Below are 20,192 nucleotides of genomic sequence, written 5' to 3'. Positions count from 1 at the left end.
ACCAACGATTAAAAAGACAGCATTCTTCATAATAATGGGAAATTTCTTCAAACAATAATTATATAATAGACTGCCTTTAAAGCAATACAGTCGACCTTTTCTAAACCGGAATTTTTATATTTAACTATTTTAAATTGTTGATAACTCAAAATTCTTCGATTTTTAACAAAAATCAAAGGACACCATTTGAATCCATTTGAATCCAAATCTAAATCACCACATTATATATAGTTTCATTTGAATTAATTTGATATAACTTATTGTATATCAGATTTTTGTGAATAACTAAAATCGAATTGCATAGTTTAGCCCCTTCCTTTACTTTACCTTTATCCCAAGAATTCTTCAAAAGAAAACAAAAGCGCTTTTGTTCATTTAGTAATCCTAAAAAGGAAACCAATGGACAATTTTTTAATCCTTGAACGATTGGATCGTTTGGAACGGCTTTTAATAGCCAATAAGGAAGTACTCACCTTTGAGGAAACCTGTGACTATACCGGAATATCGAGAAGCTATCTGTACAAACTGACAGCCTCGGGAAACATCCCGCATTCAAAACCCAATGGCAAGATGCTGTTTTTTGAAAAGGCCAAACTCAACGCTTGGCTTCTTCAGAATGGCAGGAAGTCAAAATCGGAAATCCAGACCGAAGCCCTCAACTACACTTTTAAAAATAAGCGCAGATGAAAAAGGAAGAAATAAGCTGGAAAAAAGCCCGTGCCGTTTGTATCGTAAAAACGATGGCAAAGGCAGGGCACTTTCCCCGCAGGGAGACGAAGAAAGAAGCTTGGTTTCTAAGTCCGTTCCGACCTGAAACCCATGCCTCTTTCAAGGTATCGAAAATCAAGAACCTTTGGTTCGACCATGGGTCGGGTTTTGGTGGGAACACCCCAGATCTGGTCGTTCGGCTTTACGACTGCCGTTTGCTGGATGCGCTTGACTTCCTTTCGGACATACCACCCTCTTTTTCTTTTCACCCGCAACCTTTTGAGCCACCTAAGAACGATGGTCTGATTATCAAAAGTGCCCGCCCTATTTGGCACTATGGACTTAAAGTTTACCTAGAGCAGCGGAACATAACCCTGCAAACCGCGAATAAATATTGTAAGGAAGTCCATCATTCCCGCAAGGGAAACCACTACTTCGGTATCGGACTACAAAACGATTCCGGTGGTTGGGAACTTCGCAACATGTATTACAAGAGTTCCTCCTGTCCAAAGGACATTACCTATTTTTCAAACGGATGTATGCAGTTGGTGGTAACGGAAGGAATGTTCGATTTTTTGACGGTCACTAACTTCTGTCACCATAACATGTCCTTTCTCATTTTAAACTCACTGTCTTTTATAAAAAGAGCAATGAAACATATCGAACGGTTCAATCATGTTGAACTATATCTCGACAATGATAAAGTGGGAAAAGAAGCTACAGAATGGTTGATGCAAAACCATAAAGGATGTGTCGATAAATCCTATTTATATAGTGATTACAAAGATGTAAGTGAGATGAGTATAAGGAGAAATAGAAATGAAGGAAGGTAGGTGTAAAAATACGTCTGAGTAAGAATTCAAGATGTGTCATTGTCATGACAAATCTTGCTTTTGCTCCCCTCGGTCGCAAAAGGGCAGGAACTATTAATAGAGTTTTCGATGTATGATTTAAAGTAAGATTTCTATTGTGAATATTTTAAAAAGCGTCTTGTTGAGATTAAAGAAATACGGAAAGTGAAAAAGGAGTTCGTACAATTTCGATGTTCCATTTATGAAAAGAAGCTCTTGAAAATCAAAGCCAAAAAGAGCGGACTTTCCATAAGTGAATATTGTCGACGTGCTGCCTTTGACCATCGGATTGTCGAACGGTTTTCCGATGAACAAATCGATGTATACAAATTACTGGTTCAGTATCAGGTCAACTTTAAACGTATCGGGAATATGTACCGAAAACGCAATCCGAAATTGGCAGATGAAGTGGTTCAGTTGGCAAATGACATACGGAAACATCTTTACAATTTCAAGAAATGATAGGCATGGGAAAATCCATATCGCATACTGGAGCCTCCATGGGTTATGGGTGGAACGAGGAGAAAAATGCCAAAGTGGTCTATCGTGAACATTTGGCAGGGGACAACCCCATGGAGATTACACAGGAATTTAAAATCATTCAATCACAAAATCATCGATGCACAAAGAACACGTTGAGTTTCGTCCTTAGTCCCACAATAGAAGATGGACAGGAATTAAAAGAAAAGGATCTGAAGGAAATTACGGAAAGGTTTATTAAAGAAATGAAACTACAGGAACGACAGGGGATTGCTTTTGTACATCAAGATAAAAGCCATCGGCATATTCATTTATATGTAAACCGTATCGATTTTGACGGTAAAGCATATAAAGACAACTATATCGGGAAACGAAGCCAACAGGCCGCCGAAAAGGTTGCCAAACAAATGGGATTGACCACGGTAAGGGAAGTACAACAGGAAAAATTGAATGAAATCAAAAATGTACGACAGGAAATAAAGCAAATCCATGAAAAGATTATTTCCGAAATGAGGCCTCAGGATTTTAATCAGTACATCAAATACATGAAACAAAACGATGTAAAGGTCATTCCAAGCATCAGCAAATCGAATCAGTTACGGGGTTTCCGATTTGAATACATGGGCCAAAATCTGAAAGGAAGTGAGGTACATCGTTCGATGTCAATGGGGCGAATAGCGGAGCGAATCGGGTTTGATAAATATGTTGCCCAAAAACTAGCCAAAGAAAACACGGTAGCAATGCTAGGAAAGACCGTAGGCTTATCGCCCAACTTGGCCGCTACAATCACTAAAAGGGCAATTAAGATAGCCGTTAAGAAATCAATAGGATTAGGAATGGAAATATAAAACTATGGCAAAATTAGATGAAATAGCAGAATTGATAACCGAAGAAATCAAGGAATTCGAAAACTCGGTAAGTCGTTTGGAAGAGATGCAAGCTTTTTTGATGAACTACAAAATCAAGCCCGACACCACGGACATTGACTTTATCTTAAGACGATATAATGACGACCAACAGAGAGCCATCGAAGACCAACACAAACTGATGGCGAACGTGGTTTACTACATTAATAAGTCCATGACTATTCCGAAATGGTCGATAAAGTTGTTCGCGGGGTTACTGGTCAGTATCATTTTGGTATTGGGATTTTCAGTTTATAAGGTTTCACGAATCTCAGATATAAAACTGGAAGCTTATGGACAGGGAGAAGAAAAAGCGTTAGGGCATTTCAGGTCTTTCTTCGAGGCCAGCCCAGAGGCAAGCGCTCTCTATCAAGAATGGCGACATCCCCAAAGCAAAAAGTAGGGTGCGCCCTATCCGGTTTTTGCTTTACGCTAATCTGCCGGAATCACTACAAAAACCGGACAGGATCCACGCGCAAAGTTTTGGGGTAAGATTTGGGTCAGGAATCTAGCTTTCAATTTTGCTATATTTTATAAGTATTTGGATACCTTTATTTAATAAATTACCAAATATTCTTATGACGGACTTTCTAGACGGAATGAAATTACCTCAAGGTAACGAGCAAGAAGAACTTGAACAATTATCAAAAGATAAACTTCGTCCTCTATTTGACTTAAGAAAGTTTCAAATTCGAGAAGAAATCTATCGAGACAAAGGCATAGATCTCGATATTGAATTGAAATATAATGGAAAACACACCAATTTTAGATTTATAATTCAACTAAAGGCAACAGATAGTATCGAAGCAAACTCCGACGGATCTTACAGTAAAAGCATTGACACCGCAAATATCCAATACTTATTAAATTCTGGAAAGCCCTCTTATTATATTTTATATCATAAAAAATCGGAAGAATTTTATTACTCAAATATGAGTGATTTTTTAAAAACTATGGAGAGCAAGACGAAAGCATGGGATGCTCAATTAACAAACACCTTAAGATTTAAAAGTAAAGTCAACAAAGAAGTGTTGGAAGGTATTTATCAAGGAGTCTTAATTTATGGTAAAAATTTTAGAAAGCTTAATGAAAAAATAGCACTCTCCACAAAAGATAATTTTGGAAAAATATCCATCACCGATAAAAAATTGAACTTTTATTCAGAAAATGAAATAAGAGATAAGTTAGAGCAATTTGGATTAGGACTAATTAATGAAGGTAATTCTAAACTTGTTATTAACGGATCAAATATCATCTCAAAAAGTGTCTACTCTAAGCGACCTAAGTTCAATCTCGTCTTAGCAATAGCGCATTATAATACCGGTAATATGCTGTCAGCCCTTGCAAACCTAAAAGAAACAGGGAAATATTTGGAAAAACTTGATAAGGAAGATTTAAGCCTTCATCAATATTTTACGGCAGCAGTAAAATATTCTTTGGGACTTCTAGATAGTCAAGAATATGCAGAAGTAATGGATTCGATAGAAGAATCTAGTTTCATTCAATATTATATCGAAATTGATAAGTTAGGGAGGAAACATACCGATAGCCTTGACAATTACTCATTACAAGCCTATAAAAGAGAATCAGATAAAATCTTGGATAAACAGGATGTGCCAAATACTATAATAAATTTAGCGAATACCGAATACTATAAATACTGGTCTCTGGACCTTAATATTCGAAGCCTTCAAAATTCTATGTTATTAAGTAAGGAGGTATATAACCAACATGTAATAGACGCTGGACAAGAAATATTAAACCAACTTGACGCAATTCAATCTTTTCATGAAACTACGGTAAAAAAGATAATCGAGGATAAAGATTATTTTAATTATTGGCTACTAGATACCCATAGGATAAACTATCACTTTGAGTCTTTTCTTATTGATGCCATTATTGGTGGAACGAAAGGATCTCATCTAAAAAAAATCAAGTTCTTATTAAACGAGATTAGAAAAATCAAACTCAAATATAAGCAGATTGGACACGTAGAAAATCAAGTAGTCTGCATGACGGTTGAGTTTGAAATGTTAGAATTTCTAAAGAGAAAAAATGAATCTCAAAATTTGAGAAATGAAATAGAAGGTATTTTAGAACTTTATGAGCTAAGGGATTTTAAGAGAAGGTTTGACCTTTTAAAAAAGGGAAATACAAAGCAAAGAAGGCTTACTGAGTTCTATGATGAATCTAAAAAAAAATATGAGGATACGATTAAAGAAGTGAAAAAGTATATGGATAAAGTTGCCGCTCTTGATAAAAAAGATCTGAAAAGACAAGAATTGTTAACTACTGACATTTACAGTATCGAAATGTTACCTATAGGACTTTTTTCCTTTTCTAAGGAAAAGCTCCAAGAACTCTATGAAATTTTGGAGATTGACAATATTCGATTAATAAATCAACTTGAAAATATGTTCAAATTTGTCATACCACGCCTTAATCTTTTTAAGCCTAAAATAATAGAGGAGGGTTTTTTAAATGGTATTCTTGAATACGAAGGGATTGAAAGTTGGAAACTAGTTTATGAGAGAAGAAAAGAGCTTTTTGAAAGAGAATTTATAAAAACCGATATTCGCTAATGGATGTTAATTTTTATCAGCTAATATGAGCACAAGTTTACCAAATCGACACGAAACCCACATTTTAGAGACAGAATCAAACAAATATTTTGCGAACTGTATTCCAAATGAATGGTACATTGATAAACCAGAACATGACTATGGAATCGATTATATAGTCAATCTGGTATCACATGGTGAGGTTACCGGTTTAAACTTTTCCGTGCAGCTTAAAAGCACAAAAAGCAAAAACACTGGGAACTATGTATTTGCAACTATAAAGCACTCTACACTAAGTTTATTTAACATTCGATTAGAGCCTGTTTTAATCATAGTCTACGTAAAAGATGAAAATGAAGCCTATTGGTATTGGTACGATGACTTAAAAATTGACCTTACCAGATTACAAAAGAGTTATAGAATTAAGGTTCCAAAGACTAACAAATTGAGCAGAATCGATACGGACTATGTTTTCGAATATGTTCAAAACGTATTTAGCATTAAAACGTTAATCAAAGACATTGGCCAATTGGAATACAGTCAAATGTCGGATACAGAAAGATTGGCTTGGAAGAGCTATTTTACTGCGAACTATGAGGATGCCGCTTTCTATTTAAAAAAACTTTTTAAATCATATCATGGTAGTACAATTTTATTGGAAGCATTATCCTATAGCTTATATCAACTGTTTTATTACAAAGATGCACTTCATTATATAAATAAGGCAATAGCCATTTCGGAAACTCCAAATCAAAATTTAATCAAAGCATGTATACTTACTGAAGACGGTACTCAAAATGGGGTAAAAGCAAAATTGGTTCAGGCTAAAGATTTGTTCAACAAGTTTATTTCAAACTTTCCAAATCAAGATAATTATCACTATAACTATGCTAACACCCTAAGTGGTCTGGGAGAAAATAAAGAGGCCCGTAATCATTACAAAATATGCTTAAAAATAAACCCCAACCATTTTCAGGCATGGAAAAATCTTGGTTCGGTCTATTATAATTTAAAGTGTCACGATAAAGAACTGGACTGCTATGATAAGGCTTTGACCATAAACCCTAATCTAACTCCGGCATTATTTAGTAAGGGAGTTACACTTTCTCACATTTTCCAAAAGCACAAGGAAGGATTATCTCTGATGTTGAAATCATTAGAACTGGAAGAAAACATATTTAGAAATTATCCAATCGGCTATTATTGGTTAGCATATGTTTATGAAAAATTAGGGGATTTAAGTGAGTCATTCAAATGGATAAATGAGGGTATAGACCAATATCCAGAAAACATGTTTCTTTTGAAGTTTAAGCTTAACCTTTTTATTTCATATTGGAAGGACTTTTCTTGGGTCAAAAAGGAAGCCATTACGTTTTTAGAGTACCGCCTTGAAGTCAAAACCAATTTTGAGAATTTATATTACCTAATAACAATCAGAGAAATTAGAGATGAAGAAACAATTCTTAATCTATTGGCTGATTACATACCACTATTTAAATCAGCTACAATAGAAGTCCTTCAAAAGTGTAAAATAAACATAGCCCACCACTTATCTTTTTTATTATTTTATGATCAGTATATGGATTTCAGGCAGAAGTACCCTTTATCCAGATACACTAACCACCTGATTTCTGATTTTTATAGTATTTCATCTGAATTTTGGGATGTGTTGGATATAATTTTTGCCTCTAGCTATAGTGCTGCATTAGCGGGATGCAATAATGACGAGAACTCTGAATTTGTAACAGAAAGAATTCTAAACTGGTTATTGTACGCCCCAAATTCAATTTCTGAATTGATACGAAACAACGGCTTTTCAAAAGAGGAATCAATATCAATCGTATCTCATAATTATGTAGAATTCTCGAATGTAGTCATAAGAGAATTTGGGACTCAAATAGGCTACATTACTGGATTGACTGGTCTTAACAAGCCCGACTCAGCTGAACACTTGCCCGAAAAATGGCTTGATGCTCTCAGGGAAAAGATATTGCTAAATCTTAATGAAAAACTACAATTATTTGAATAGAATAGTAATTATAAGTAAATGACAAGAAAAGGTAGAAAATTTGAAATTTTGATTGAGACGCTTGAAAAACATGCTCTAAATAAAGAAGGTACCATCATCTCTCCGGGGTATCTTACCGACCAAGTGACTCGTCAATTAAGGGAAGTGGACGTTCTGATTGCAAGTAGAGTTGGCACCTCAAATATTTCAATTATTCTTGAGTGCAGAGACAGGAAAGCTAAACAAGATACTACGTGGATAGAACAGTTAAATTCAAAACTGAAAGACTTAAAGGCAGATAAGTTAATTGCCGTTTCATCTTCAGGATTTAGTAAACCAGCATTGGAAAAAGCTGAACGATATGGAATAGAAACTAGGACTTTTAGTGAAATTGATAAAACTATAATCGAGTCTTGGTGGCAAGTGAACCACGTTGATTTTATTAGCAAGCAGTTTAGAATAATTCATTTTCACCCTCATCTTGAAGACCAAGATTTTTTCAAAAAGTTTAGAGTACCTGCCAATCCTGAAGAAAAGTACATTTTGGATAAATCTGAAAATCGTTTGTTAAGTATGACAGAATTATTCAGAGAGAACTGCAATCAGATAATATCTTTATGGGGCGGTCTTATTCCAAACGGAAAAGCTTCTCGGGATCGAATTAATATCGACTGTAATATTCCAGAAAGAGTATTACAATTTATTTTTAATGAAAAAAGAAGCAAAATATTAAAAATTGAAATTGTTGCCGATTTATTTATAGTTGGCGAAAAAATTCCATTGAGCAAAGTATCCAGTTATACTTCTCCGGATTCCACAATATCGCATGTAATCGAATACGATGGATTTCCAATTAAGGATAAAAGTATGTTTCGAATAATTAGGAGTGAAGACGGAACAGCAACTGTATCCCTACGGTCAGAATAAATTTATTGAAATTACATTTCTTGAAATATATTTACCATATATGTAATTTTTGATCTATCTTTACGTTCTATTAAACACATTCTATTGAGTGCATATAATTTCATTTAAAAAACTGAAAGACTATTTTTCTAAGGAAACTAATGCCAAAGTGGCCTTGCAAGATTGGCACAAAAGAACAAAGAAGTCTGATTGGAAAAGTTTTGCTGATTTGAAAAATGCATTCAATTCAGCTGACAATGTTGGAAATAATAGATATGTATTCAATATTAAAGGAAACCATTATAGAATAGTTGCCATAGTTCTGTTTCAAGTAGGAAGAGTTTATATAAGGTGGGTTGGCAACCACAAAGATTACAATAGAATAAAGAATATCGATAAGTTATAAGATTATGGGAAAATCAATAACGCACAAAGCGTATATTAAAGCGAATCTTCGCCTGGAAGAACTGCTTAAAGAGGTTGGGAATGATATGCCCGAAGATTCTCCTCAAATGGTAGAACTTTTGGAAGTAAGCGATATCATTGAACAATACGAAGAAATCCATTTTCCAATTGGTTTACCTACTTTACAAGAAATGATAGAATTGCGTATGTTCGAAATGGGTCTTAAAAGAAAAGATTTAGCCACGCTTTTGAATACAAGCGCATCAAGAATAAGCGATTATCTGAATGGTAAAAGAGAGATTACTTTAAATGTTGCCAAAGCCTTGCATCAAAAATTAAATATTGATAGCGATATTATTCTTCAATAAAGACAGCGCGGAAAGCATGATACTATCAAAAGAAAGCAAAAGGTTTCACCTATTTTCCACCTCGAACGCCCCCACCCTACTATTTACGGGGATAAAAAGATATTGTATCGGGAAGTAAAGCCCAAATACCGATCGTCTACCAAGGTTGACCCTCAACTGTAGGCAAAACGCTGTGAAGTTATATACTTTGCAGCATTACCTAGTTTTATCCGTGTATCCTTTCTTCTTTTCGTAATTTTTATTACTTTAACTTCATATTTACCAAGCTCCTGTAAGCGTTTGTCCAAATCTATATTTTAACGTATTTGTGGGCAAAGCCAATAAAAGGGGTGTAATAACCTACTTCGATAAGCATTAAATCATGGTGCTCAGAATTAAGTGCAATATAATGGCCGCATTAGTCGCGACCTCTTGTTTATACAATACATGATCTGTTAGAATTTCTATTATTTTTTTCAACAATATTAAAGCAACGCGGGGCTATTACCAATGTTAAATGGATCGTGGGCCAATGTTTTGGTAAAAATAGTAAACAACCTCGGGGCAAGCCAGTCTGCCGACAATGGCAGGCCCACGAGGCTTTGAAAGGTCATTCAGGTTTGCTTTCGACGCCCGCCTGAATGGATACGGGCAGGCAGGTTTAAATCTCGATTTTCGAGTAAAAGAATTCAATAAATCCGAACTCTCTACAAATTGTACTTATTGTGAAGGTTTATTTGTGATACGCAATTTTTACTAACTACCTTGAAAGTTTAAATAATTGGGAAAAAGCGTAATTACATATGGGTCTATTAAACAAAATATTAGGAAACGCGAGTGAGGTCTCATCCGAAAAACTCAACCAAAAATACGCTAGATTACTAATCAACGATGAGCAGATAGAACTCGGATTTACCTTGTTCAGGGATGTATTTATGTTCACTAATAAAAGGTTGATTTTAGTTGATATTCAAGGCCTTACGGGAAGCAAAATAGAATATAAATCTCTACCCTATAAAAACATCTCTCGCTTCTCCTTGGAAACATCCGGAACATTCGATTTAGATGCAGAGCTAAAGATTTGGATTTCCAGTGAGGATACACCTAGTGTAAGTAAGAAATTCAATAAAAGCATAGATGTGTATGAAGTACAAAAATATTTAGCCACTAAAGTAATGTAACCAATAGTTATTAAAGCCATAATAAAGTAACACTATCTTAGCCATATAAGTGGTTTATCATCAATAATTTTAGGCTTCCCTGATTAGAACGGTTTTTGTTTTCCAATACTTCATTAAGGTGACCTCATCCCATTGATAATGGCCGTGACGGAATTTTTTACTAACTTATGCAATAGTCACCCAAGTTGGGAATAATCAATCCAAGGCGCTATATATCTTTAGGAAGTATTCCCAAAAGGCACAATCATTATGATTCTTGTGGACATTAAGGTCAAATGAATTTATAATGAAAATTAGGACGGACATTATTGATAAAATAAATGTGATGCAAAACACATGAATTTCCAGAACCACTTTAAGAAAATTCTGATATATGTCATTTATAAGTTACCCATATACCTTATACCTGTTCTAGGGTTTGGTCAGGACATGGATAATGAAGATGATGTAAAGCAAATAATTGGGTATCCACTTAATGGTATTGAGCTTCGTCTGGACGGGATTGTGGATGAAGAAATTTGGACTACTATTCCGGGTAATGGCAATTTCTTAATGCAAGAACCCAAAGAAGGGGCTAAACCAACAGAGCAAACGGAAATACGAATTGCCTTTGATAGCCAAAATATTTATATCGCAGTTGTTTGTTATGATAGTAGTCCTTCCGATATAAAGACTTTTCAAAAGAAAAGGGACGCATCCCTAGAGACAGATGATCGTTTCAGATGGATTTTTGATACATTCATGGACAAGCGAAGTGCCTATTTTTTCGAAATAAATCCCTTGGGATTACGCGGAGATGGTCTCATTTCTTCAGGCCAGGGTCAAACCTTGAACAAAGACTGGGATGGTATATGGAATGCATGGACTTATATAGGCGATTTTGGTTGGTCTGCAGAAATCAAAATCCCTTTTCGCAGCATAAACTTTGATCCGAAAAGCGATGTTTGGGGAATTAATTTTCAAAGAACCATACGTCGTAAAAACGAAGAACAATTATGGACAGGTCATCGCCGTAACCAGGGATTGTTACGACCGCAGAATGCCGGTATTCTTACGGGGCTAGTTGGTCATTCGCAGGGATTAGGTTTGGAAATTATCCCTTATGGCATTACCCAATCCAGCAAAGTATATGATGAGGAGAAGGCTGAGTACAGCAGTGCTTCTTCCATGGACCTTGGGTTTGACCTTAATTACAATATTACATCCCAATTGAAAGCATCTATAACCTACAATACTGATTTTGCACAGACCGAGGTGGACAATCGACAAATAAATCTTACTCGTTTTCCTTTGCGATTCCCTGAGAAAAGAGATTTTTTTCTTGAGGGATCCTCAATTTTGGAATTTGCGCCATCAAGTAATGTAGACCCTTATTTTAGTCGCAGAATCGGACTGGTGAACGGGATACCTATTCCTATTAAGTATGGAGGTCGTCTTATAGGAAATATAGGCAAGAGCAACATTGCACTATTGCATGTACGTACAGGAAGGGAAGGAGAACTGAATCCAGAAAATTTTTCAGTGGCCAGATATAGAAGAAATTTTTGGAAGGAGAGTTCTATCGGCCTAATATATACCCATAGAAGCACCGAAGACGATATATTATTTGGTAACCCAATTCAAGATAGAAATACATGGGGTACCGATCTAAACTTAAGTACTTCAGAATTTCTAGGAGATAACACACTACAGTTCTCAGCCTTTTTTGTTGCGCACAACCCCGCTTTACCCTCGGATGATTCCACCTCCATATCTGATAGATCAGTCCGGGGGGTTCGTTTTAATTTTCCCAACCAACCCTGGTCTGCTTGGGTTTCATATAGGGAATTTGGAGATGAGTATGATCCAGCAATCGGGTTTAACCAACGTAACGGTTTTAAAAGGTTGCAACCGGCAATTAACTATGCTCCCCTATTTGAAAAGAGTCAGTTTATAAGAGAAATAGAATGGGGCGTTTATTATGAGTATCTCACTTCATTGGAAAATAAACTTCTTACCGAAAATCTTCGGTTTAACTTAGGAACGATCAGATTTGAATCTGGTGATAATTTAGGTGTTGAAGTCTCTAGGGGCTTTGAATTCCTTAATGAAGACTTTGATATTCTTGGTGACAGTACGGTTATTGTAGCTCCAGGGAAATACGTTAATTGGGGTTACGAATTGCAGGCATCTTCTGCATCCTTTCGCAAGGTATCCGGATCAATTGGTTATGAAGCCGGAGGATTTTGGACCGGAAATATTAGAAGGCTGGTTATGGGCCTAACCATTCGCCCAGCACTTGGTATTAATCTAAGCAGTGGGTACACGCATGCCCAAGTAAGTGCTGAAAACAGTGGATTTAGCACTAATTTATTCCAGGTAGATCTTGGGCTTGATTTTACACCCGATATTTCACTTTCGTCCAACATTCAATTTGATGATATAAGCGACATCCTTGGGACCAATACCCGTTTTAGATGGATAATTACTCCTGGTACCGACATTTTTTTTGTGTACAACCACAATTGGCTAAACAACCCAACATTGAATAGAAGACTTTTTACAACACAACAGGGAGCGGCGATGAAGGCGGTTTACACCTATCGCTTTTAGGTAGGTAATGGTTTTACAGACTGTTGAAAATAAAATAACCAAGACATTTATATTCTAAGGGAAAAACTTGGATGAAAGTACAAAATGCTATTGTATATTTTTTTTGATAGGGAAACGAAAGGAGGGGTATAAGGACCGTCTGTCGTAATTGTATTTCATTAAATATTGCTAATTCCTGTGGATTTACAGTGCCTTTATGTAATTTAATCGTATATGGCAATGATTTAAGCTTCTAATGTTTTCTATATAGTACCGCATAATTCTAAACCAACATAAAATCAATGGATTTACAGGAAAAAACCGAATCATAATTATTAAATCATTACAAACAAAGCAGCTACAATTTGAATCTTGTAGGAGATAACTTAACTCTTAGTTAAAGACTTTAAAATAATTAGCTCCATATTATTTCTAGCAATAAGATAACATGTTCCTTCATTTTTAATAGCAATTTTCTTAATACCCTTTACCACTCCAGAAATATGTACACCACTTTCCAAAGGTGACATGGTTTTAAATTCACCGTTTCCCATTCCTGAAAATACTCCCCCATAACTACCATCGTTTCGTGGGGTTTCAACTTCAGATTCATATAGATTACCGGCCACTAATACATCCAAAATGCCATCATTATTAAAATCATCTATAGCAATGGCGTTTACCGAGGATGTTTGGGCATAATGGGGCAAAGGCCTCTGTAAAAAAATTCCTGAATCATTTATGAAAACTGAATTTGCGAATGTTACGACTTCATATTTCAGGGCTGTCTCCAATATTTCTGGAGAATACACTTCAGTAAGACTAGCCTTAGAAAAGGTGGTGTAATTTGGAAACTTCTTTTTTAGCGATGGTATTTGCTGAGCAGAACACTCACGACCTCTTAGTGGATAAAGTTTGTTATTGTTATAATATCCCAGTACAATATCCAATTGCCCATTGGCATCAAAATCATTGGCGTATATTTTGAATGGTTCTGCTCTAGAGGCTTTGTATTTGTAGTTTAGCCCAAGATTGCCGGCAACTATATCCAGATCGCCATCATTGTCCAAGTCAACTACTTTTACGGTATTCCACCAGCCCACAAAATCTGTTAAACCAAACGATGAACTTTTATCCAAAAATTGACCGCGAGTATTTATGAATATTTTTGGAGCCATCCATTCACCAACAATTATCAAATCTGGCCAACCATCCTTATTTATATCCATCCATTCTGCGTCCGTAACCATTCCTATTTTATTAAGCTCAGCTCCTATGTCATCCGTAACATCTTTAAATAGTACTACTCCATTCTTACTATCATTTCTGAGCAAATAACTATTTACGGGCATTGGATATTTTCCTGGAATTTGTCTTCCCCCAATAAATAGATCCAAATCTCCATCTTTATCAAAATCTATTGTTTTAACCGCTGAGCTACTGGTATATATTTTTGGTAAAGCTTCCTTATCCCTTTTAAATTTACCGAAGCCATCGTTAATATACAGTCGGTCCAAATATACCGCATCACCATCTGGGCTTTCGTTGCCACCACTTGCTACATATAGATCTTTATAACCATCGCCATTTACATCTAAGAAAGTTGCTGAAACATCTTCAAAAGCTGCATCTGATTTCCAAACCTCTTCAGATTGCGAATTAAAGCTGCCCTGTTCACTTTGTATATAGAGTATAGCCGTCTCGTTCTTGGCAGCGCCAATAAAAAAATCTTCCAATCCATCGCCATTTACATCAGCTACGGCTAGCGCAGGACCTTGTTGGGACATTTTATGTGGTAAAAGAACTTCTCTTTTAAAATCATCGAAGTCATTTTCCTTATGGGTATAATTTGGTACTAGTTTTGGCGTAAGGCCGACAAAAAGGAGATCGGCTTTTTCAGCCTTTTTACTTTTAGGCAGTATGCTAATTTCCTGTTGAATTTCCAGTAATTCATTTACATCGACATCATATAAGGTTTGAAGACCTCCTTTGGGCCAAAATACCTGTATAGAATCAATTTTTTGAATGTTTCCGAGCCCAAAATGTGCTATAGGTTCTACAGAAGATTCATATCCCCGCGTAGTTTGAAGTTCTATCAATTGCTTTTGCTCACCGGTATATATCCAGACTTTGGAGCCAATTCCATACTTATTATCTTCTGAACCTTTTAGTTTTAATCTCAAGTAGTTGGACCCTGTTTTATTGATGATCCTATTTTCAAATACTTGTGATTTCATATCCAAATGATTAACGACCAAATCCAAATCCCCGTCCAAATCCAAATCTGCATAGGCGGCCCCGTTCGAAAAACCTTCTATGCCCAAGCCGTAATCTGCTGTCTTCTTCTCAAATGTGAGATCTCCATTATTGGAAAAGGCAAAATTTGCTACTGGGCTAGAGGGCATTTTTTTTACCCATTGCAAATATTGTTCAGGCTTTACTTGGCCATATGCCTTTTGGATACGGAACAATGCGTTAAAGTCATTATTGTTAACATTACGCCGCATACCATTGGTTATAAACAAATCCTTATAACCGTTGTTTTGCATATCAAATAGTAATGGGCACCAACTCCAATCCGTATAGGCAATCCCTGACATCTCACCAATTTCCATAAAGCTATCTACCCCAGTGTTTAATTGTAGCGTGTTTTTCATATACTGGTGGTGCAGCCCCCTATTTACAAGATCATAAAACAAGGCTGAGTTCATAGCACTCATATTGGATTTTTGTTGTTCATTGGTGCTACCCATCATATCTAACTGAACAAGATCTATTAGGCCATCATTGTTTAAATCGGCGGCATCCGTCCCCATTCCAAAGTTGGAAGTATGCATTGTATACTTCTTAAGCTCATTCAAAAATGTTCCGTTTCCTTGGTTGATATAAAGGAAGTCACTTGAATTAAAATCATTGGAAACATATATGTCCATATTTCCATCATTATTAAAATCGGAAAAACTTATACCTAGGGTAAGTCCATAATTTAGAATTCCCGAAGTCAAGGTAACATCCGTAAATTTTCCATGATCATTAAGGTATAGCCTATCGGATTCCTCCAGGTTTGGTTGTTTCATCCGCTTTTCAAAAAACTCATTATTTTGGTTGAAACCAGATCGAGGGTAGTTGCCCACATATAAATCCAAATCCCCATCATTGTCAAAATCAAAAAATGCAGATTGAATGGTATGCCCTGGATCAGCTATGCCATACAGTTCGGCCTCTTCGGTAAAGGTATTGTTCCTATTATTGATATATAATAGATTTTTCCTTGTGTTTCCTGGTCCTGCTACACTTACGTAGATATCAAGAAAACCATCATTGTTAACATCGGCCATGGTACTTCCTGTGGTCCAGTGATTGTACACGCCTTCTACTCCGGCAGCCTCGGTAATGTCTTTAAAAGACATTCCACCTTCATTTAAATAAAGAGAATTTTTTCCCATTTGACCTGTAAAGTATATATCAGGTAGGTCGTCGTTATTAATATCGCCGATTGAAACCCCTCCTCCAAAGTATATAAATGGATAAGTTAGGTAATTGAAATTTTCCGATTCTTGAACTCTATTCAAAAAATGAATATTTGATCTATCTGCTGAAACCGCTTTAAAAGATTGTATTACTTGCTCTGGCACCATTTCATCGGCAAGTATTTTCTTATTATCCTTGCACGAGAGGACAAGGAAGAAAACACTCCAACCAAACAAATACTTCTTTACCATTAATATAATATTTTAAAGTACTTTTCTTTTTACCCCATTAAAATCATAAATGATCACTTCTTTCATTATTGGCAATAGCTTAATTTTTCTAGAAGATTGTGAGAGGTAGCTGTTACCATAATAAAATTCCAATTTTGTTTTTTCACCATTTTGAAATGTAATAAAGGCTCCGGCGTCCATTGACCCTAAAGGAATAACCTTGTTGGATTCCTTATTTTGGGCATTATTGCCATAAGCCTTAATAGTTCCTAGATTTGCTCCAGCAAGTAGAACCTGCTGATTACCCACAAAAAGATTCACCAAGCTTTTTTGATCACCATTCAAGTAAAGTCCCGAATCCATGGTAGAAACCGGTTCCAACTTTCCCTTGCCGTTCCCTCTTAATAAAATGCCATTGGACGCATCGTAGTTTCCGAAAAGGGGATCAGCAGAATTTTGGTTACCGCTGAGTAACGCATCTAGATTGCCATCACCATCGAAATCTTTAACCAACACTCCATAAACAGGGGATATCTGGCACGCAATAGGTAACTGGCTTATCTTAAAACCTTCGGCCCCCCTATTTTCCAAATAGGTCGTTGTTAATATTTTGGCATCAAGAACAAAATCATTCTTACGGTCGTGCTTTTTAAGGATTTCATCAAAATCTGCTTCAGAGAAAGATTTGTAGTTCTTGAAACGTTTTTTATAAGCGACAATTTGAGAAATAAGTGCGTCCCGTGTATGTAAGGAATATTCCTTTAATGTGCCCTTATCATCCTTTTCATAATAGGAAATGATAGGGTCTATTTTACCGTTGGCATCAAAATCATCTGCATAAACGCGAATAGGATGGTCTTTATCCGCTTTTATATAACTGTTTAAACCAAAATTCCCCAATATGTAATCTATATCACCGTCATTGTCAAAATCACCCCCGGAAATACTATTCCACCATCCTGATGAATCTTCCAATGCATTATCCTTATATGGTTCTAATGTTCCTTCTTTATTGATGAAAATTTGAATCTTGGTCCATTCGCCAACAACGATTAAATCTACCCAACCATCATTATTGAAATCTGACCAGAGGGCGTCGTTCACCATTCCAATTTCTTTTAAAAATTGGGGCGTTTCCTCTTGTAAGCTGCCATTTTTATTTATTAACAGACTACTTATGGGCGATGTGGGATATTTTCCGGGGCTTATTTTACCGCCCACAAAAAGGTCAATGTCTCCGTCCCTATCAAAATCCGCTCCTTTAACAGGACCTCCACTTGCAGTGTTTAGGGAGGCTCCTTCTTGTTTTACGAATACACCATTTTCATTTTTATAAAATCTGTCTTGACAAGCATTTTGCTGCCCCGCAAATTCACTGCCGCCACTAACAACATAAAGATCATTATCACCATCACTATCCGCATCAAAGAGGAGCATTCCCATATCCTCATATTGTTTATCCTCCTCCAAAATGTTGCTTTTTTCAAAGATCCCTGAATTCTGTGTAAATAAAGTGATCGAATTTTCAGAAGAACCACCTAATAAAATATCGTCTAATCCATCATTATTTATATCGTTTATGGCGATACTTGGTCCTTCCCGGGAATACATTTTGTAAAAAAGTGGGTCGTTGTTAAAATCGATATAATTATTTTCCTTTTGAACATAATCCAATTGCAAAGAATCTGTGATGGATTCAAATAGCGTCTTAGGTCTGAATGTTGTTGATTTTTTTCTATTGGGCTTATAAATAATGTTTAGTGTAGTATCCGGAGTTATAGCTTCCACAGTTTGAAAAGTGCCATCAGGCCAATGAATGGACACACTATCAAGCCTACTTTCCGCGCCTAATCCAAGATGGATAACATCGCTCATACTTGATAAATATCCGCGTACATTTGAATGATAATAACTCTGTTTTAGGCTTCCTTCAGAAAACAGTTCCAGACGAGCGCCAAAAGCATTTTTATTTTTTCCGGGTCCCTGAAGTTTAACTTTGAGGAAAAAGCCTTGTTTTTTTTCATTTACCTTATTATTCTCAATAGTATTGTTCTTATAAAAGAAGGAAGTATGCCCAAGATTATTAACGATTAACTCCAAATCGCCGTCGTTATCAAAATCTGCAAAAGCCGCACCATGTGAAAATGAAGGCTCATCCAAACCCCATTCTTTGGTAACGTTGACCAGGTCAAGATGCCCATTATTTTTATAGAGATAATTTGATTTTTTAATCGGATTCAATTTTTCAAGAGTTTCTTTCTGGTACGCAATACTATGTTCATTGGACCCAAAACGTAATTTCTCTTTAAGACCAAGGGAGAAATCCATGTCGGTTAAATCCTTATAATAGCCATTGGAAATAAATAAATCCAAGGTCCCGCTATTATCAAAATCTGCCCATAATGGTGCCCAGCTCCAATCTGTGGAGTACATCCCTGCAAATGTTCCCAATTCGCTAAATTGGTAATTGCCTTCATTGTTAATACCTTGGTTAATCTGTAGTGTATTTTTAACATGTTGTTGGGCATAGCCTAGATCCGCTCTATAATTGAACAGGTCATAATTAACAGGCGCTTGCATTAGTTTTCTTCGCCTATTAGATTCTGGGAGCATGTCCATAACGGTAATATCCATGAATCCATCATTATTAACATCTGCGATATCAACCCCCATCCCGTTGTAACTGGTATGCCTCAGGTAATCAAGGGCTTTTTCATCAAAACCACCATTTTTATTATTAATGTATAATAGGTCATTTGTTATAAAGTCATTAGCTACGTAAATATCTGGCCAACCATCATTATTAATATCATTTATCGCCAATCCCAAAGAGAAGCCTTCGTTGGTAATACCGGATTCTTCAGAGACATCGGTAAAGGTATTGTCCCCATTATTTCTATAAAGTATATCAACTGTATATGAATTCTGACCAGTATTCCTTGGTTTGGTCAGATTACGATCGTTCATTAACTGGGAGTTCACAATAACGAAAAGATCAAGGTCATTATCCTGGTCATAATCAAAAAATGCAGCTTGTGTGCAAATTCTTTTATCGGCTAACCCATATTTGGAAGCCTCTTCTTTAAAAACGGGAATACCATTATCAGATACCCCTTGATTGATATACAGTAAATTTGGTTCGTCCTTTCCGACGGTGCAAACAAATAAATCTTGCCATCCATCCCCATTTACATCGGCATAGGTAGAGCCACTGTTCCAAAAATTATTATCTAAATTGGAGGAAAGGGTTACATCTTCAAATAAAAGTCCTCCCTTATTTAAAAATAGTCTGGAAGAGGTATGATTCCCAGTATAAAAAATATCCTGTAAACCATCATTATTAAAATCACTCACTGTGATTCCGGCGCCATTGTAGAAATAATAATTATTCGCCAAGCTAATAGAATCCGTCTCAAAAACTTGATTTATAAAGTCAAGATTAGTTTTGTCGACTTCCAATTTGGTGAAAACTTCATTTTTCCTGTAGGTGCATGAAATTATCATACCTATTAACAAAATGAAAGTTATTATTTTTTTTACCTCTAACATTTTTTAATGATTAAAAGGA

14 protein-coding genes are annotated in these 20,192 nt (G+C 36.0%); 12 read left to right on the top strand and 2 right to left on the bottom strand.

Going from position 1 to position 20,192, the window contains the following annotated elements; translation table 11 throughout:
• Positions 1-399: 399 nt before the first annotated feature.
• From U735_RS0108340 to U735_RS0108285, 12 genes are all read left to right on the top strand, one after another.
• Positions 400-687, top strand: a complete 288-nt coding sequence (locus U735_RS0108340; protein WP_031443385.1) for a helix-turn-helix transcriptional regulator — start codon at positions 400-402, stop codon at positions 685-687.
• The gene (locus U735_RS0108335) at positions 684-1,541 is read left to right on the top strand and encodes a toprim domain-containing protein (protein ID WP_031443384.1); all 858 of its coding nucleotides are present in this window, start codon (positions 684-686) and stop codon (positions 1,539-1,541) included. The genes U735_RS0108340 and U735_RS0108335 overlap by 4 nt, the downstream gene beginning before the upstream one ends.
• A gap of 183 nt (positions 1,542-1,724) precedes the next feature.
• Positions 1,725-2,021 (top strand): mobilization protein MbpA, encoded by a 297-nt coding sequence (gene mbpA / locus U735_RS0108330; protein WP_031443383.1) that lies wholly within the window; start codon positions 1,725-1,727, stop codon positions 2,019-2,021.
• Positions 2,022-2,026: 5 nt separating this feature from the next.
• Positions 2,027-2,887: a relaxase/mobilization nuclease domain-containing protein gene (locus U735_RS0108325; protein ID WP_232233202.1), complete on the top strand. Its 861-nt coding sequence runs from the start codon at positions 2,027-2,029 to the stop codon at positions 2,885-2,887.
• Positions 2,888-2,891: 4 nt separating this feature from the next.
• On the top strand, positions 2,892-3,347 hold the full coding sequence (locus U735_RS0108320) for a DUF6730 family protein (protein ID WP_031443381.1): 456 nt from the start codon (positions 2,892-2,894) through the stop codon (positions 3,345-3,347).
• Positions 3,348-3,522: 175 nt separating this feature from the next.
• The gene (locus U735_RS0108315; protein WP_031443380.1) at positions 3,523-5,526 is read left to right on the top strand and encodes a DUF4365 domain-containing protein; all 2,004 of its coding nucleotides are present in this window, start codon (positions 3,523-3,525) and stop codon (positions 5,524-5,526) included.
• Between the two features lie 25 nt (positions 5,527-5,551).
• Positions 5,552-7,534: a DUF4365 domain-containing protein gene (locus U735_RS0108310; protein ID WP_031443379.1), complete on the top strand. Its 1,983-nt coding sequence runs from the start codon at positions 5,552-5,554 to the stop codon at positions 7,532-7,534.
• A gap of 18 nt (positions 7,535-7,552) precedes the next feature.
• On the top strand, positions 7,553-8,440 hold the full coding sequence (locus U735_RS24945) for a restriction endonuclease (RefSeq protein ID WP_051891925.1): 888 nt from the start codon (positions 7,553-7,555) through the stop codon (positions 8,438-8,440).
• A gap of 88 nt (positions 8,441-8,528) precedes the next feature.
• Positions 8,529-8,825 (top strand): type II toxin-antitoxin system HigB family toxin, encoded by a 297-nt coding sequence (locus tag U735_RS0108300; RefSeq protein WP_031443377.1) that lies wholly within the window; start codon positions 8,529-8,531, stop codon positions 8,823-8,825.
• Positions 8,826-8,829: 4 nt separating this feature from the next.
• Entirely contained in the window at positions 8,830-9,192 is a 363-nt protein-coding gene (locus tag U735_RS0108295; protein ID WP_031443376.1) for a helix-turn-helix domain-containing protein, read from the top strand.
• Between the two features lie 782 nt (positions 9,193-9,974).
• Complete coding sequence (locus tag U735_RS0108290) at positions 9,975-10,352, top strand: PH domain-containing protein (RefSeq protein WP_031443375.1); 378 nt, start codon at positions 9,975-9,977, stop codon at positions 10,350-10,352.
• A 336-nt stretch (positions 10,353-10,688) separates the two neighbouring features.
• On the top strand, positions 10,689-12,944 hold the full coding sequence (locus tag U735_RS0108285) for a carbohydrate binding family 9 domain-containing protein (protein ID WP_034248111.1): 2,256 nt from the start codon (positions 10,689-10,691) through the stop codon (positions 12,942-12,944).
• Positions 12,945-13,309: 365 nt separating this feature from the next.
• Here the strand turns inward: U735_RS0108285 and U735_RS0108280 are convergent, their stop codons facing one another.
• Positions 13,310-16,645: a VCBS repeat-containing protein gene (locus U735_RS0108280; protein ID WP_051891924.1), complete on the bottom strand. Its 3,336-nt coding sequence runs from the start codon at positions 16,643-16,645 to the stop codon at positions 13,310-13,312.
• 12 nt (positions 16,646-16,657) lie between these two features.
• On the bottom strand, positions 16,658-20,128 hold the full coding sequence (locus U735_RS0108275; RefSeq protein ID WP_198036624.1) for a VCBS repeat-containing protein: 3,471 nt from the start codon (positions 20,126-20,128) through the stop codon (positions 16,658-16,660).
• Positions 20,129-20,192 lie beyond the last annotated feature (64 nt).

It is taken from the genome of Arenibacter algicola (assembly GCF_000733925.1).
Taxonomy (GTDB): Bacteria; Bacteroidota; Bacteroidia; order Flavobacteriales; family Flavobacteriaceae; genus Arenibacter; species Arenibacter algicola.
The sequence above is the reverse complement of the archived record's forward strand: the minus strand, read 5'-3'. Positions and strand labels throughout refer to the sequence as shown.

What these genes read in the sequence shown, in the direction of transcription:
- U735_RS0108295 (WP_031443376.1), top strand. Translation starts at nt 8,830, where the DNA reads ATGGGAAAATCAATAACGCACAAAGCGTATATTAAAGCGAATCTTCGC.
- U735_RS0108325 (WP_232233202.1), top strand. Translation starts at nt 2,027, where the DNA reads ATGGGAAAATCCATATCGCATACTGGAGCCTCCATGGGTTATGGGTGG.
- U735_RS0108280 (WP_051891924.1), bottom strand. Translation starts at nt 16,645, where the DNA reads ATGGTAAAGAAGTATTTGTTTGGTTGGAGTGTTTTCTTCCTTGTCCTC.
- U735_RS0108285 (WP_034248111.1), top strand. Translation starts at nt 10,689, where the DNA reads ATGAATTTCCAGAACCACTTTAAGAAAATTCTGATATATGTCATTTAT.
- U735_RS0108290 (WP_031443375.1), top strand. Translation starts at nt 9,975, where the DNA reads ATGGGTCTATTAAACAAAATATTAGGAAACGCGAGTGAGGTCTCATCC.
- U735_RS0108315 (WP_031443380.1), top strand. Translation starts at nt 3,523, where the DNA reads ATGACGGACTTTCTAGACGGAATGAAATTACCTCAAGGTAACGAGCAA.
- U735_RS0108320 (WP_031443381.1), top strand. Translation starts at nt 2,892, where the DNA reads ATGGCAAAATTAGATGAAATAGCAGAATTGATAACCGAAGAAATCAAG.
- U735_RS24945 (WP_051891925.1), top strand. Translation starts at nt 7,553, where the DNA reads ATGACAAGAAAAGGTAGAAAATTTGAAATTTTGATTGAGACGCTTGAA.
- U735_RS0108310 (WP_031443379.1), top strand. Translation starts at nt 5,552, where the DNA reads ATGAGCACAAGTTTACCAAATCGACACGAAACCCACATTTTAGAGACA.
- U735_RS0108340 (WP_031443385.1), top strand. Translation starts at nt 400, where the DNA reads ATGGACAATTTTTTAATCCTTGAACGATTGGATCGTTTGGAACGGCTT.
- U735_RS0108275 (WP_198036624.1), bottom strand. Translation starts at nt 20,128, where the DNA reads ATGATAATTTCATGCACCTACAGGAAAAATGAAGTTTTCACCAAATTG.
- U735_RS0108335 (WP_031443384.1), top strand. Translation starts at nt 684, where the DNA reads ATGAAAAAGGAAGAAATAAGCTGGAAAAAAGCCCGTGCCGTTTGTATC.